Below are 14,744 nucleotides of genomic sequence, written 5' to 3' on the forward strand. Positions count from 1 at the left end.
GACACCATGGACTTCGGCGCAGTACTCCAGACCAACCCGCCCTCGGCGCGCACCGTGCAGCTGGCCGTGTTGGCCGAGAACCACGGCTTCAGCCACGTGTGGACCTTCGACTCGCATCTGCTCTGGCAGGAACCGTATGTGATCTACAGCAAGATCCTTGCCGAGACCCGCAAGGTGATCGTGGGGCCCATGGTCACCAACCCGGCCACCCGGGACTGGACCGTCACGGCCTCCACCTACGCCACCCTCAACGAGATGTACGGCAACCGCACGATTTGTGGCATCGGCCGCGGTGACTCCGCGGTGCGGGTCACCAACGGCCGACCCAGCACGCTGAAGACCCTGCGCGAGTCGATCCACGTCATCCGCGAGCTCGCCAACTCCCGGTCGGTCGAATACAACGGCGCCACCCTGCAATTCCCCTGGAGCCAGGGCTCTACCCTCGACGTGTGGGTGGCCGCCTACGGCCCGCTCGCGCTCAAGCTCACCGGCGAGGTCGGTGACGGCTTCATCCTGCAGATGGCCGACCTCGACGTGGCCGAGTGGATGATCAAGACCGTGCGCACCGCCGCCACCAACGTGGGCCGCGACCCCGACGCGATCAAGTTCTGCGTGGCCGCGCCCATGCACATCGGCGACGACTGGCAGCACATGCGCGACCAGAACCGCTGGTTCGGCGGCATGGTCGGCAACCACGTCGCCGACATCGTGGAGAAATATGGGGAGGGCTCCGCAGTGCCCAAGGCCCTCACCGATTACATCAAAGGCCGCGAGGGCTACGACTACAACGAGCACGGCCGCGCCGGCAACACCCACACCGACTTCGTGCCCGATGAGATCGTCGACAGGTTCTGCCTGCTCGGCCCCGCCGAAGCGCACATCGAGAAGCTCAAGGCCCTCAAGGAGCTCGGCGTCGACCAGTTCGCCGGCTACCTGCAGCACGACAACAAAGAGGAGACGCTGCGGGTCTACGGCGAGACCGTGATCCCCGCCCTCGCCGACCACATCACGGCCAAGGCATGACCCAGGCCGGCTCCGTCAGCACCGCCCCGGCGAGGGCGACCACTGCGCCGCGCGGCCGGTCCTGGCTGGCCCAGGGGATGCCGCGGCGCATCCTGGTGGGCGCGCTCGGTGTGCTCGCCCTCGCACTGCTCTGGGAGCTCTATATCTTCCTCGGCCCGGCCGACGGGGTGATTGTGGGCGGCGTCACCGTGCTGCCGCGGGCCAGCGAGATGGCCATGCCGCACCTCTGGGTCATGCTCGAACGCGTCCTCGAGCCGGTCACCGGCAGCTCCAGCGCGGTCCCGATGTGGCAGGCCGTGCTCGAAGCCGCCCTGTTCACGCTCGGTATCGCCGCGGTCGGCTGGCTCGTCGGTGTCACGGTGGGCCTCGCGCTCGCGCTGCTCATGCAGCGGTTCAAACTGGCCGAATCGGCCATCCTGCCCTGGATCATCCTCAGCCAGACCGTGCCGCTGATCGCCCTCGCCCCGCTGGTGCGGCGCTGGGGTGCGCAGATCGAGTTCGGTGCCTTCACCTGGGAGAACTGGATGTCGGTGGCGTTGATCGCCTCCTACCTCGCCTTCTTCCCGGTCTCGATCGGCGCGCTCAAGGGCCTCGGCTCACCCGACGCCAACCACGTTGACCTCATGCACTGCTACGCGGTGGGCTGGTGGAAGACGCTCTGGCGGCTGCGCCTGCCGGCCAGTGTCGGCTACCTGCTGCCCGCCCTCCGCCTCGCCGCGGCCAGCGCCGTGATCGGCAGCGTCGTCGCCGAGGTGTCCATCGGCCTGCGCGGCGGCATCGGCCGGCTCATCGTCGAATACGCCGGCGCCGCCGGCAGCGACCCGGGCAAACCCTGGGCCCCCATCTTCGGGTCGGTGCTTGTCGGCCTCGTGGCCGCCGGGTTCGTCGGCCTTATCTCACTGTTCCTACGTCGATTCCGCAGGGGAGAGGTGGCCGCATGACCACGGCAGCACTACCGGTACAGCACGCCGTGGAGGTGCACGCGGTCAGCCGCGTCTTCGCCGGCCGCAAGGGCGCATCCGTCACGGCACTGGATGCGGTGAGCCTCACCGTCGCCCCCGGCGAGTTCGTGTCGTTGATCGGGCCCTCCGGCTGCGGCAAGAGCACCCTGCTGCGGCTCATCGCCGACCTCGACACCCCCACCGACGGCTCCATCGAGGTGTTCGGCAAGAGCGCCAGGCAGGCCCGCATCGACCAGGACTACGGCATCGCGTTCCAGCAGGCCGGTCTGCTGCCCTGGCGCACGGTGGCCGGCAACATCGAACTTCCCCTCGAACTGCACGGCACCGGCAAGGCCGCCCGCCGCGAGCGGGCCACCGAACTGATCGAGCTCGTGGGCCTGAGCGACTTCGCCGGGCACTACCCCGACCAGCTCTCCGGCGGCATGCAGCAGCGCGTGGCGATCGCCCGGGCGCTGGCCGAGAGCCCGAGCCTGCTATTGATGGACGAACCGTTCGGCGCCCTCGACGAGATGACCCGGGAGCGCATGCAGAACGAGCTCGTGCGCATCTGCGCCGAGACCAGCGCCGCCGTGGTCTTCGTCACCCACTCCATCCCGGAGGCCGTGTTCCTCTCCAACCGGGTGGTGGTGATGTCGCCTAGGCCTGGCCGCATCCGCGACGTGCTCAGCGTCAACCTCGGCCGCATGAGCGACCGCGGCGAGAACCTGCGTGAAGACGAGGACTTCTTCCACTCGGTCAGCCAGGTGCGGGAGCTGCTGCACGGCGCCACCCCCACCGGGGCGCGCGGGGTCGAGACGCGATGAGCGCCGGGGCGAGCACCAGTGTGGCGGCTCCGGCAGCCGCCGGGCCGGCGCGCCAGGGAGCCTCGCGCTCCGGCCTGGCCCGTACGGTGCTGCCGCCGGTGCTGCTCGGACTCATCGCGATCCTGCTCTGGCAGGGCGCCGTCACGGTGCTGGCGATCAAGCCGTTCATCCTGCCCGGCCCGTTCGCGATCGGTGAGCAGTTCACGGCCAACCTGCAGAACGTGGTGAATGGCATGGTCGTCACGGGCCGCAACGCTCTGATTGGGCTGGTGCTCGGCGCGATCGTCGGCGTGCTGCTGGCCATCCTCTCGGCCCTCGTGCGGGTGTTCGACGAGATGACCGCGCCCGTCGTGGCGGCCTTCGCGGTGGTGCCCATCGTGGCGCTGGCGCCCGTGCTCTACACGATGTTCGGGGCCAACGCCGAGACCGCCCGGCAGCTCGTGGCCGCGCTGGCGGTGTTCGTGCCGGTGTACTTCAACACTCTCAAGGGCCTGCGCATGGTGCGCCCGGTGCACCGCGACCTGATGCGCTCCTACGCCGCCTCGAGCTGGCAGGCCACCAAGACCGTCACCCTGCCCACCGCGGTGCCGTTCGTGTTCACGGGCCTGCGCATAGCGTCGTCGCTGGCCGTGATCTCCGCCCTCATCGCCGAGTACTTCGGCGGCCCCGTCGGCGGCCTCGGCAAGTCGATCACCTCCGCGGCCTCCAGCAGCAACTATGGGCTGGCCTGGGCGTACGTGCTCGGCTCCATCATCCTCGGCCTCCTCTTCTACTGCGCGGCGCTCGGCCTGGAGAAACTGGTCAGCCGCCGCGCCCCCACCGCCTGAGCCCCGCCCAGGCCCACACCCGTCCGACACACCAGGTCGGTCACCCCGCATCACCCACCGCAGTACCAAACGCAGTACCGGCAGCACCAGCACCATCCGTTACCCGCCTTGCAGCATGACCCCCCGCAGCAGCACCCCGCAGCAGTACTACTCAGGAGGAACCCATGAAACACAGCACACGATGGCTCACGACGGCCGGCGCCATCGCCGCGGCCGGCGCACTCGTCCTCTCCGGATGCAGCGCCTCCAACGACACCGCCTCGACCGATGACTCCGCAGGCGGCGAGCTGACACCCGTGACCCTGCAGTTGCAGTGGGTGGCCCAGGCCCAGTTCGCCGGCTACTACGCCGCCGTCGACCAGGGCTACTACGAAGACGAAGGCCTCGACGTCACCATCGAGGAGGGCGGCGCCGACATCGTGCCGCAGGACGTCCTCGCGTCCGGCGACGTGGACTACGCCATCTCCTGGGTGCCCAAGGTGCTCGGCTCGATCGAGCAGGGCGCCAACATCACCGACGTGGCGCAGATCTTCGAGCGCAGCGCCACCACCCAGATCTCGTTCAAGGACAAGAACATCACCAGCCCGGCCGACCTCAAGGGCAAGAACGTCGGCAGCTGGGGTTACGGCAACGAGTGGGAGCTCTTCGCCGGCATGCAGAAGGACGGCGTCGAGGTGGGCGACATCAGCCTCGTGCAGCAGGCCTTCGACATGAACGCCTTCCTGGCCGGCGACATCGACGCGGCCCAGGCCATGACGTACAACGAGTACGCCCAGGTGCTGGAAACCATCAACCCCGCCACCGGCGAGCTCTACCAGCCCGAGGACCTCAACGTCATCGACTGGAACGACGAGGGCACCGCGATGCTCCAGGACGCGATCTGGGCCAACACCGACAAGCTCGCCGACGACGAGGCCTACGCCGATCAGACGGTGAAGTTCATCAAGGCCTCCATCAAGGGCTGGATCTACGCCGCCCAGAACCCGGAAGACGCCGCGACCATCGTGGCCGACGCCGGTTCTGCCTTGCCCGCCGGACACCAGCTCTGGATGACCAACGAGGTCAGCAAGCTGATCTTCCCGTCCACGAACGGCGTCGGCCTGATCGACGAGGCGGCGTGGGCCAACACGGTCGACATCGCGATGAACACGAAGAACGAAACCGGTGCCACCATCATCACCACAGACCCGCCCGAAAGCGCATACTCCAACGAGTACGTGCAGAAGGCTCTGGATGAACTCACCGCGGAGGGAGTCGACGTCATGGGCGCCGACTGGACTCCGACCGACGTCACCCTGAAGGAGGGCGGCGAGTAGAACAACCCCGACCGGGCGGCGGCACACCCCGCCGCCCGGTCACCACCGCCCCGCCTGTGCGGGGCAGAAGCGAAGGAACAAAGCATCGTGACCGACATCGACAGCACCACCGACACCGGCACATCCACCGACACCGAGCTCGGACTCAACGACCTCACCACCGAACTCGACAAGGCCCACGTCTTCCACTCCTGGTCGGCCCAGGGGGCGCTGAAGCCCCTCGTCATCGCCGGCGGTCTCGGCTGCCGGGTCTGGGACCACGAGGGTCGCACCTACCTCGACTTCTCCAGCCAGCTGGTCAACGTCAACATCGGCCACCAGCATCCGGCCGTGGTCAAGGGCATCATCGAGCAGGCGCAACTGCTCACCACCATCGCCCCGTCCACGGCCAACCTGGCTCGCGGCGAGGCCGCCAAACGCATCGTCGATCGGGCGCCCGATGGCTTCAACAAGGTCTTCTTCACCAACGGCGGTGCGGATGCCAACGAGAACGCCATCCGCATGGCCCGCCTGCACACCGGCCGCGACACCGTGCTCTCCACCTACCGTTCGTACCACGGCAACACAGGCGCGGCCATCGTCGCCACCGGTGACTGGCGGCGCATCCCCAATGAGTTCGCCCGCGGCCATGTGCACTTCTTCGGCCCCTATCTCTACCGCAGCGAGTTCTGGGCCCGCACCCCCGAGCGCGAGTGCGAGCGGGCTCTGCAGCACCTGGAACGGGTCATTCAGAGCGAGGGCGCCACGTCGATCGCGGCCGTGCTGCTCGAGTCGATCCCCGGCACCGCCGGGGTGCTGATGCCGCCGCCCGGCTACCTCGCCGGAGTGCGGGCGCTCTGCAACAAGTACGGCATCCTGCTGATCCTCGACGAGGTGATGGTGGGCTTCGGCCGCACCGGACGCTGGTTCGCTTTCGAGGGCTCTGGCGTGGTGCCCGACCTGATCACCTTCGCCAAGGGCGTGAACTCCGGCTATGTTCCCGTTGGTGGCGTGATCATCTCCGATGCCATCGCCGCCGACTTTGACACGACCGTGTTCCCCGGCGGACTCACCTACAGCGGGCATCCGCTGGCGATGGCCTCGATCGTGGCGGCGCTGGATGCCATGGAGAACGAGGGCATCGTGGAGAACGCCGCCCGGATCGGCGCCGAGGCCATCGCCCCGGGGTTGGAGGCGCTCATGGCGAAGCATCCGATCATCGGGGAGGTGCGCGGCGAGGGCGTCTTCTGGGCGATCGAGCTCGTGGCCGACCGGGAGACGAGGGCGCCCGTGGCGCCGGCCGTGATGGCCCGGATCAAGACCGAGCTGCTGGCCCGCAACCTGCTGCCGTTCCTGATGGACAACCGCATCCACGTGGTGCCGCCCTGCGTCGTCACCGACGACGAGGTCGCCGAGGCACTCGCCATCTACGACGAGGTCCTCTCCCTCGACCTCCTCTAATCGCAAGACGATCTCGACACCGCGCCGATCGCTGGTCGAGCTTGTCGAGACCCGGTGACCATGCCTACGTTCAGAGGACGGCTCACGAGGTCTCGACAAGCTCGACCGACGGGATGGTCGCGACCCGCGCACGTCCTCTCACCCCCAACAGAATCGGATGACATGAACGACCTTCCCGTCCTCACCCACTGGATCGACGGCGCCGCAGGCACCGGAACCTCCACTCGAACCGCCCCCGTCTATAACCCGGCCACCGGCGCAGTGCAGCGCCTGGTGTCCCTGGCCTCCGCCGCCGACGTCGACACCGCTGTCGCCTCGGCCCAGGCCGCCTACCCGGCCTGGCGCGACGCCTCCATCGCCAAACGCCAGGGCGTCATGTTCACCTTCCGCGAGCTGCTCAACGCCCGCAAGGGCGAGCTCGCCGACATCCTCACCAACGAGCACGGCAAGGTCACCTCCGACGCCCTGGGCGAGATCGCCCGCGGCCTCGAGGTCGTCGAGTTCGCGCTGGGCCTGCCGCACCTGGCCAAGGGCGAGTTCTCCGAGAACGTCTCCACCGGCGTCGACGTCTACACCCTCCGGCAGCCGCTCGGCGTGGTCGGCATCATCAGCCCGTTCAACTTCCCCGCCATGGTGCCGCTCTGGTTCTTCCCCATCGCCATCGCCGCGGGCAACACCGTCGTGCTCAAGCCCAGCGAGAAGGACCCGTCCGCCGCCAACTGGCTCGCCGCCCTGCTGACCGAGGCCGGCCTGCCCGACGGTGTCTTCAACGTCGTGCACGGCGACAAGGAGGCCGTCGACGCCCTGCTGGTCAACCCCCACGTGCAGGCCATCTCCTTCGTCGGCTCCACCCCGATCGCCAAGTACATCTATGAGACCGCCGCCCACCACGGCAAGCGGGTGCAGGCCCTCGGCGGCGCCAAGAACCACATGCTGGTGCTGCCGGATGCCGACCTCGACCTGGCCGCGGATGCCGCGGTCAACGCCGGCTTCGGTTCGGCGGGCGAGCGCTGCATGGCCATCAGCGTGATCGTGGCCGTGGAGCCGGTCGCGGACGAGCTCATCGCCAAGATCGCCGAGCGCGTGAAGGGACTCAAGGTCGGTGACGGCATGCGCGGCTGCGACATGGGCCCGCTCATCACCGAGGCGCACCGCGACAAGGTTGCCGGCTACATCGACATCGCCCACGCGGACGGCGCGGAGGTCGTGATCGACGGTCGCGGCATCGAGGTCGACGGTGACGCATCCGGATTCTGGCTCGGCCCGACCCTGTTCGACAAGGTCAGCCTGGACTCGGCCGTCTACCGGGACGAGATCTTCGGCCCGGTGCTGAGTGTGTTGCGGGTGGCCAGCTACACCGACGGCGTGGCCGTGATCAACGCCAGTAAGTATGGCAACGGCACCGCCATCTTCACCAACGACGGAGGTGCGGCCAGGCGGTTCCAGCACGAGGTGCAGGTGGGCATGGTCGGCATCAACGTGCCGATCCCGGTGCCGGTGGCGTACCACTCGTTCGGCGGTTGGAAGGACTCCCTCTTCGGCGACGCCAAGGCGTACGGCCCCGCCGGCATCACCTTCTACACCCGGGAGAAGGCCGTCACCGCCCGCTGGCTCGACCCCAGCCACGGCGGCATCAACCTGGGCTTCCCGCAGAACACCTGACGCCGCTCGCAGCGTGCGGCAGTGCTAGAAGCGGAGGAAAATGCTCGCGGCGTGCGAAAAAGCGCTCACAATCGCACGCTACGAGCATTTTCGCGGGCCGCGAGGCGCACCGCTAGCCTGCGTTGCGCGCTCGCGCCCAGTCCAGGGAGTGCCGGACCTGGGCGGTAGTCAAACTGGTGCGGCCGCCGCAGTTGGCGCAGACATTAACGTGGCACGACGAGATCGGGAACAGCGGGACGAAGAAGAGCGTGACCTTCGTCGATCGCTTCACAACGTGCTGCTCGGCCATGGTGTTGCAGTAGGCGCACACGAACGAGACGACGTTGACCACGGCCTCTGAAGTGCGGGTGCCGAAGAGCAGGAACATCGTTAAATTCTTTCAGGTTTCAGTACGCGAACGAGAGCGGATGACGCCGAATCGGCCCCGGTGGCCGGCTATCTGGCGGCCACCGGGAAGCCGGTTAGCCCCGGGCGGTGCTGCGGCCGCTGACGCGGATGTAGATCAAGAGCACGATGATCGCGCCGATGATGGATCCGATGATCCCGGCGGGCTGGAAGAACCCGTCCATCGGGTCGTGCTGGAAGATCAGGAAACCGAGGAATCCGCCCACGAAGGACCCGACGATGCCGAGCACGATGGTCATCGGGATGCTGATGTTCTGCCGACCGGGCACGACGAGGCGGGCGACGGCGCCGGCGATGATGCCGACGACGATGAGGCTGATGATGAGACCAAGCATTGTGGTCTCCTTCCTGTTTGGTAGAACTGAGCGTTCGATGTGACCAGCGGTTGCTGGGCACCAAACAGCAAAACACCCGCAAGGAGGCGGCGGTACACCCCTAGGGGTGTAGCCCAGGACAGGGCCTGGCGGTAGCGTCGTTCCCATGCCGCCGTCCCAGCCCGTGACCGTCGCCCTGGTCGACGACTACGACATCGTGCTGAAGGGCCTTGCGCACATGTTCGACCACTACCGGGATCGGGTGCTGGTTGCCGAGATCGATGCGAACACCGGTCTCTCCGACGCAACCGATATCGTGCTCTACGACTCCTTCGCCCAGCCCGAGTCGGATCTCTCGGAACTCACCGCTCTCGTGCGCAACCCCCGCGCCGGCCGGGTGGTTGTGTACACCTGGAACTTCCAGCCCGCGCTCATCGCGGATGCGTTGGAACGGGGCGTCAGCGGCTACCTGTCGAAGACACTGCCGGCCCGCGACCTCGTGGCGGCCCTCGAGTCGGTGCACGCCGGCGAGATCGTCGTGAGTGACCCGCCGAAGCGAGCGGGCAGCGCGCCCGGACTGGACTGGCCGGGCCGGCGCGAGGGCATCACCGACCGCGAGTCCGAGATTCTGGCGCTCATCACGCAGGGCAAGAGCAACGCCGAGGTGGCCGCGCTCACCTATCTCAGTCCCAACACCGTGAAGTCCTACATCCGCAGCGTCTACGGCAAGATCGGGGCCGAAAGCCGCACCCAGGCCGTGCTCTGGGGCGTCAATCACGGATTCACTCCCGACCACCATCGGATCGACAGCTGGCTCGGCGGGCCCTGAGTCCGCACCCCCGCCCGCGAGCAGAGCAGGATCCGAGAAGCGCGCCGCCCGGGTTGCTCCTACTCTGGTGGCCAGAGACTCATCCGGGACCAGTAAGGAACAGATCATGAGCACAACCTTCAGCAAAGAGGAAAAGGCGGCGATGCGGGCGGCGGCGGCCGAAGCCAAGGCCGCGAAACTGGGCGCCGACCTGGAGGCCGCGTGCCTCACGGCTATCGAGGAGATGGCGGGCACTGACAAGGAGCTGGCCGAGATCCTGCACCGGCTGGTGAAGGAGCACACCGGCCTGGGCGCGAAGACCTGGTACGGCATGCCGGCGTACGCCAACGCCGACGGCAAGGTGGTGGTGTTCTTCCAGAGCGCCGCCAAATTCAAGGTCCGCTACGCCACCATCGGCTTCCAGCCGGACGCCGAACTGGATGACGGGAACCTCTGGCCGACGTCGTTTGCGGTCGTCAACCTCTCCGCCGCCGATCAGGCCCGACTGGTCGAGCTGCTGAAGAAGGCCGTCGGTGCGGCGTAGCCCCCGTTTCGGTGTCTCCTGACGGGGAATACGGCCGCTCAGATACCGCCATAATCGAGGTATGACGAGCAATGATGCACATGAGGCCGCCCGCAACTCCATCCTCAGCGGACGAACGTCGCTGGGAATCGAGCTGGGGTCGACCCGCATTAAGGCCTGCCTGATCGGCGAGGACCTGTCCGAGGTCCTCGCCGTCGGCAGTCACGAGTGGGAGAACAAGTTCGTCGACCGGGTCTGGACCTACTCGCTGGAGGATGTGTGGTCCGGCATCCAGGCCGCACACGCCGCGCTCATCGCCGACATCGATGAGAAGTTCGGCATCCGGCCCGAGGGCTACGGCGCGATCGGCGTCTCGGCGATGATGCACGGCTACCTCGCCTTCGACGCCGCCGGCGACCAGCTGGTGCCGTTCCGCACCTGGCGCAACACCACCACCGGCCCCGCTGCGGCCGAGCTGACCGAGCTGTTCGGCGTGAACATCCCGTTGCGCTGGTCGATCGCCCACCTGCACCAGGCCGTCGTCGACCACGAGCCCCACGTGCCGCAGCTCGACTTCATCACGACCCTCGCCGGCTATGTGCACTGGCGCCTCACCGGACGCAAGGTCCTCGGCGTCGGCGACGCGTCGGGAATGTTCCCCATCGACTCCGCCACCGGTGACTACGATGCCGAACTCCTCGCCCGTTACGACGGTCTGGTCGCCGAGTCCGCCCCCGACCTCAACCTGGCCGCGCTGCTGCCGACGGTGCTCGTGGCCGGCAAGCCGGCCGGCGAGCTCACGGCCGCGGGAGCAGCCCTTCTCGACCCCACGGGTGCGCTGCGCCCCGGCGCCGTACTCTGCCCGCCGGAGGGCGACGCCGGCACCGGCATGGTGGCCACCTGCTCGGTGGCCCCGCGCACCGGCAACGTCAGCGCCGGCACCAGCATCTTCGCGATGGTCGTGCTCGAGCGCCCGCTCACCCAGGTGCACCACGAACTCGACCTCGTCACCACCCCGGCCGGCGACCTCGTCGCCATGGTGCACTGCAACAACGGCGCGAGCGAGCTCGCCGCCTGGGCCGGCATGTTCGGCCGCTTCGCCGTGGCCGGCGGCAACCCCGTCGACAACGACAAGGTGTTCGACACCCTGTTCCGCGAGGCCCTGCTGGGCGACGCGGATGCCGGCGGGCTGCTGGCCTACAACCACCTGGCCGGTGAGCCCATCGCCGGCCTCACCGAGGGGCGGCCGCTCTTCGTGCGCACCCCCGACAGCCGGCTCACCCTGGCCAACTTCATGCGTGCCCAGCTCTACGGCGTGTTCGGCACGCTCGCCCTCGGCATGCGGGTTCTCGCCCAGGAGGGCGTCCAACTCGACGCGATGTTCGCGCACGGCGGGCTGTTCCGCACGGCCGGTGTCGCGCAGCGCTTCCTCGCCGGATCCCTGGACGCCCCGGTCTCCGTCGCCGAGACGGCATCAGAGGGCGGCGCCTGGGGCATCGCGGTCCTGGCGTCGTACACGGCCGCCGTGGCATCCGGTGTCGACCTCGACCTCGACGGTTACTTGCGTGAGCGGGTTTTCGCCGGGCAGGAATTCGCCACCGTCGCCCCCGACCCGGCCGACGTCGCCGGCTTCACCAGCTACCTCGACCGGTACGCCGCGGGCCTCGCCGTGGAGCAGACGGCGGTAGACACGCTCTGACCCCACCTCTGCGCCACCCAACTGGAAAGGAACCGACATGGAACTGATCTTCGTCCACGGCGCTCTGGTGCGCGACGGGCAGTGGTGGTGGCAGCAGAGCGCCGACCTGCTCCGGGAACGCACCGGCATCCGCAGCCGCGCGCTGGCGCTGCCGTCGTGCGGCGAGACCACGCCGGAGCAGGTCGCGGGTGGCTTGATCGCCGATGCTGCCGCGTTGCGTCGTGAATTGGACGATGTGGACGAGGCGATCGTGGTCGGACACTCCTACGGGGGCACCGTCATCGCCGAGGCCGGCCGGCATCCGGCTGTCGCGCACCTGCTCTACGTGTCCTCCTATCTCCCCGAGGTCGGCCAGTCCCAGGGCGCGATCCTGAGCGGCGAGAGCGACCCGGTGTCGATCGGAGCCCACGACGACGGCACCCTGAGCCTGACGGGCTACGACGTGAGTTCCTTCGGCGCCAGGTTCCTGCAGGATGCGGATGCCGATATCCAGCAGCAGGCCTGGCAGCGGCTGACGGCGCAGGCCGTCGGTGCGTTCGTGATGCCGACCACAGTTGCAGGCTGGGAGGGGGTCGACTCGACCTACCTCGTTTGCGGGCAGGACCGCAGCACCTCGGTCGAGTTGCAGCGCTTCCATGCCGCTTGCGCCACCCGCTCAGTCGAGATCCCGACGGGCCACCATCCGTTCATCACCCGCCCAGATCTGGTCGTCGGCCAGATGGAGGCGCTTCTGCGGCTCTGACGGCTGCCGGTTCTACGACTCGACGACGGCGCCGCTGGCGGCCCAGCTGGCCAGAAGCTGCAGCCGTTCGGCGCTGGGGGAGCCGGGCTCGGCGGTGTAGATCAGCATGCCGAGTCCGGGGTCCGCGGTGATCGCGAGTTCTTCGTAGGCGAGGGTGAGCTCGCCGACGACGGGATGGTTGAAACGTTTGGTGCCGGCACCGTGGGTGCGCACATCGTGTGCGCCCCACAGCTGCCGGAAGGTATCGCTGCGGGTGGATAGCTCGCCGACGAGGTCCTGCAGGCCTTTGTCGTTGGGGTCGCGTCCGGCCCGGGTGCGCATGATCGCGACACACATCGCGGCGAACCGGTCCCAGTCCGGGTAGAAGTCGCGGGAGGCCGGGTCCAGGAACTGGAACCGGGCGAGGTTCGGAACACGTCCGCCGTCGCCGATGACGGGGGAGTAGAACGCGCGCCCGAGTTCGTTGGTAGCCAGGATGTTCTGGTGTTGGTCGAGGACCACCGCGATCGCCCCGGTGAGGGTGTCGAGCGCCCACTGCAGGCTCGGCCGGGTCACTGCAGGCTTGGCCGTGCGGCGGCGCGGGCGTCCGGAGAGTGGGATGCCGTCGGCCGCGCGGGCCAGGTCGAACAGGTGGGTGCGTTCGGTGTCGTCCAGCTGCAGGGCTCGGGCGATGGCGTCGAGCACCGACGAGGATGCGCCGGCGATGGCGCCGCGTTCGAGCTTGGCGTAGTACTCGACACTGACACCGGCCAGGGCGGCCACCTCGCTGCGGCGGAGCCCCGCCACGCGCCGGTTCGGGCCGGAGCTGAGCCCGACCAGCTCGGGGGTCAGTTTCGCGCGCCGTGACATGAGGAACTCGCGCACCTCGGGTTGATTGTCCATGACATCGACGTTACGTCCCTTCGGGGCGGGGTGGGGTGCTCTCTCGGTACACCCTTCGACAGTGACTCCCTCCCCTCGGGCCCGGCGCCTTGACTGGAGCAGTACCCCAGCCCCCACCGCCCAAGGAGCACCGTGATCAGCACCATCCCTGCCGTCGCACCGGCCGGCCGTCAGACCGTGCAGCGGCTTCCGCTCGTCACTCTCATCGGCCTCGCAACGATCGGGTTCGTGCTCGTGGCCACGGAGACGATGCCGGCCGGACTGCTGCCCGTCATCGCGGCGGGACTGAACACCAGCGAGGGGTCCGTCGGGCTCCTTGTCAGCGCCTATGCCCTGGGCGCCGTGATCGTCACGATCCCCGCGATCAGCCTGACCCGGCGGATGCGCCGCAAGCCCCTGCTGCTCACCGCGCTCGCCGGGCTCATCCTCGCCAACAGCATCACCGCCGTGTCCACTGACGTCGGCGTTGTGCTGCTCTCCCGTTTCGTCGCGGGCTCGTTCTCCGGGGTGCTCTGGGGAATGCTCGCCGCCTACGGCCTCAAGATCAGCCCGCCCCGCCGGGGTGGTCTGGCGTTGGCGATCGTGTCGACCGGAGCGCCCATCGGCTTCGCGTTGGGCACACCCCTCGGGTCCTGGCTCGGCACGACCTTCGACTGGCGATGGGCCTTCGCCGGCCTCACCCTCGTCGCCCTCGTCGCCGGCACGCTCCTAGCCCTGGTCGCGCCAAACGTCCCCGGTCAGAGAGGCGACGGCACCCGGCTCCCGGTGCTCCGGGTGCTGCGTCTGCCGGGTATCGCCGTCATCCTCGGTGTCATCTTCGCCTGGATGCTCGCCCACAACACCATCTACACGTACATCTCGCCGTATCTGCGCACCACCGGCATCAGCCTGACCGTCGATGTCCAGCTCCTGTTCTTCGGAATCGCCTCGATCGGGGGCATCATCCTCACCGGAGCGCTCCTCGACCGCTTCCCGCGTGTGCTGCTGCACGGCAGTCTGATGCTGTTCGTGGCAGCGGCCGTCACCCTCCTCGTCTTCCACACGTCGACCCCCGCCATCATCGGCGCCACCATCGTGTGGGGCGCCACCTTCGGCGGCGCGTCTGCGCAGCTCCAGTCTTTCCTCACCCGCGCCGGTGGTGACGAATCGGATGTCGCAAACTCGTTCCTGCCCGTCGCGTTCAACGTGGCGATCTTCGTCGCCGGAGTTCTGGGCGCCGGCCTCCTGACGGTGCTGGATGGTCTGATCCTGCCCGTCGTGATGATCGTCTTCGGCGCGGTCGCGCTCCTGCTCACGCTCTCCGGTCGGCGCACCGCGTTCGCTAAGGGATGAGCCTCT

Annotated in this window: 15 protein-coding genes; 12 read left to right on the forward strand and 3 right to left on the reverse strand. The window is 68.3% G+C overall.

The window, feature by feature from the left end; genetic code table 11:
- Positions 1-6: 6 nt before the first annotated feature.
- The 7 genes from DOE79_RS14215 (at position 7) to DOE79_RS14245 (ending at position 8,033) form a co-directional block, all read left to right on the forward strand.
- A complete protein-coding gene (locus DOE79_RS14215) occupies positions 7-1,023 on the forward strand; it encodes a TIGR03842 family LLM class F420-dependent oxidoreductase (protein WP_120339071.1) in 1,017 nt (338 codons plus the stop codon).
- Positions 1,020-1,964 carry an ABC transporter permease gene (locus DOE79_RS14220; protein WP_220094239.1) on the forward strand — a complete coding sequence of 315 codons (945 nt, stop codon included), beginning with the start codon at positions 1,020-1,022 and terminating at the stop codon, positions 1,962-1,964. The genes DOE79_RS14215 and DOE79_RS14220 overlap by 4 nt, the downstream gene beginning before the upstream one ends.
- Positions 1,961-2,788, forward strand: coding sequence for an ABC transporter ATP-binding protein (locus tag DOE79_RS14225; protein WP_120339072.1), 828 nt, complete (start codon positions 1,961-1,963; stop codon positions 2,786-2,788). The genes DOE79_RS14220 and DOE79_RS14225 overlap by 4 nt, the downstream gene beginning before the upstream one ends.
- Positions 2,785-3,615 (forward strand): ABC transporter permease, encoded by an 831-nt coding sequence (locus DOE79_RS14230; RefSeq protein ID WP_120339073.1) that lies wholly within the window; start codon positions 2,785-2,787, stop codon positions 3,613-3,615. The genes DOE79_RS14225 and DOE79_RS14230 overlap by 4 nt, the downstream gene beginning before the upstream one ends.
- Positions 3,616-3,779: 164 nt before the next feature.
- Positions 3,780-4,931, forward strand: a complete 1,152-nt coding sequence (locus DOE79_RS14235; protein ID WP_120339074.1) for an ABC transporter substrate-binding protein — start codon at positions 3,780-3,782, stop codon at positions 4,929-4,931.
- 87 nt (positions 4,932-5,018) lie between these two features.
- Positions 5,019-6,371, forward strand: a complete 1,353-nt coding sequence (locus tag DOE79_RS14240; protein WP_245976950.1) for an aspartate aminotransferase family protein — start codon at positions 5,019-5,021, stop codon at positions 6,369-6,371.
- Between the two features lie 162 nt (positions 6,372-6,533).
- Complete coding sequence (locus tag DOE79_RS14245) at positions 6,534-8,033, forward strand: CoA-acylating methylmalonate-semialdehyde dehydrogenase (protein WP_120339075.1); 1,500 nt, start codon at positions 6,534-6,536, stop codon at positions 8,031-8,033.
- A gap of 112 nt (positions 8,034-8,145) precedes the next feature.
- Here DOE79_RS14245 and DOE79_RS14250 read toward each other — a convergent pair whose 3' ends face one another.
- Positions 8,146-8,400, reverse strand: coding sequence for a zinc ribbon domain-containing protein (locus DOE79_RS14250; protein ID WP_120339076.1), 255 nt, complete (start codon positions 8,398-8,400; stop codon positions 8,146-8,148).
- A gap of 94 nt (positions 8,401-8,494) precedes the next feature.
- The gene (locus tag DOE79_RS14255; protein WP_066598176.1) at positions 8,495-8,773 is read right to left on the reverse strand and encodes a GlsB/YeaQ/YmgE family stress response membrane protein; all 279 of its coding nucleotides are present in this window, start codon (positions 8,771-8,773) and stop codon (positions 8,495-8,497) included.
- A gap of 145 nt (positions 8,774-8,918) precedes the next feature.
- Between DOE79_RS14255 and DOE79_RS14260 the strand changes: the two genes are divergently transcribed.
- The 4 genes from DOE79_RS14260 (at position 8,919) to DOE79_RS14275 (ending at position 12,524) form a co-directional block, all read left to right on the forward strand.
- Entirely contained in the window at positions 8,919-9,581 is a 663-nt protein-coding gene (locus DOE79_RS14260; RefSeq protein ID WP_120339077.1) for a LuxR C-terminal-related transcriptional regulator, read from the forward strand.
- Between the two features lie 106 nt (positions 9,582-9,687).
- Complete coding sequence (locus DOE79_RS14265; RefSeq protein ID WP_120339078.1) at positions 9,688-10,104, forward strand: hypothetical protein; 417 nt, start codon at positions 9,688-9,690, stop codon at positions 10,102-10,104.
- Between the two features lie 61 nt (positions 10,105-10,165).
- Positions 10,166-11,782, forward strand: a complete 1,617-nt coding sequence (locus DOE79_RS14270; RefSeq protein WP_120339079.1) for a xylulokinase — start codon at positions 10,166-10,168, stop codon at positions 11,780-11,782.
- Between the two features lie 37 nt (positions 11,783-11,819).
- Positions 11,820-12,524, forward strand: a complete 705-nt coding sequence (locus tag DOE79_RS14275; RefSeq protein WP_120339080.1) for an alpha/beta hydrolase — start codon at positions 11,820-11,822, stop codon at positions 12,522-12,524.
- 12 nt (positions 12,525-12,536) lie between these two features.
- Here DOE79_RS14275 and DOE79_RS14280 read toward each other — a convergent pair whose 3' ends face one another.
- Positions 12,537-13,406, reverse strand: coding sequence for a helix-turn-helix domain-containing protein (locus DOE79_RS14280; protein WP_342767924.1), 870 nt, complete (start codon positions 13,404-13,406; stop codon positions 12,537-12,539).
- A gap of 132 nt (positions 13,407-13,538) precedes the next feature.
- Here DOE79_RS14280 and DOE79_RS14285 point away from each other — a divergent pair, with 132 nt between their 5' ends.
- Entirely contained in the window at positions 13,539-14,738 is a 1,200-nt protein-coding gene (locus DOE79_RS14285) for an MFS transporter (protein WP_245976951.1), read from the forward strand.
- Positions 14,739-14,744: the final 6 nt, after the last annotated feature.

Origin of the sequence: Cryobacterium soli, from assembly GCF_003611035.1 — a bacterium.
Classification (GTDB): domain Bacteria; phylum Actinomycetota; class Actinomycetes; order Actinomycetales; family Microbacteriaceae; genus Cryobacterium; species Cryobacterium soli.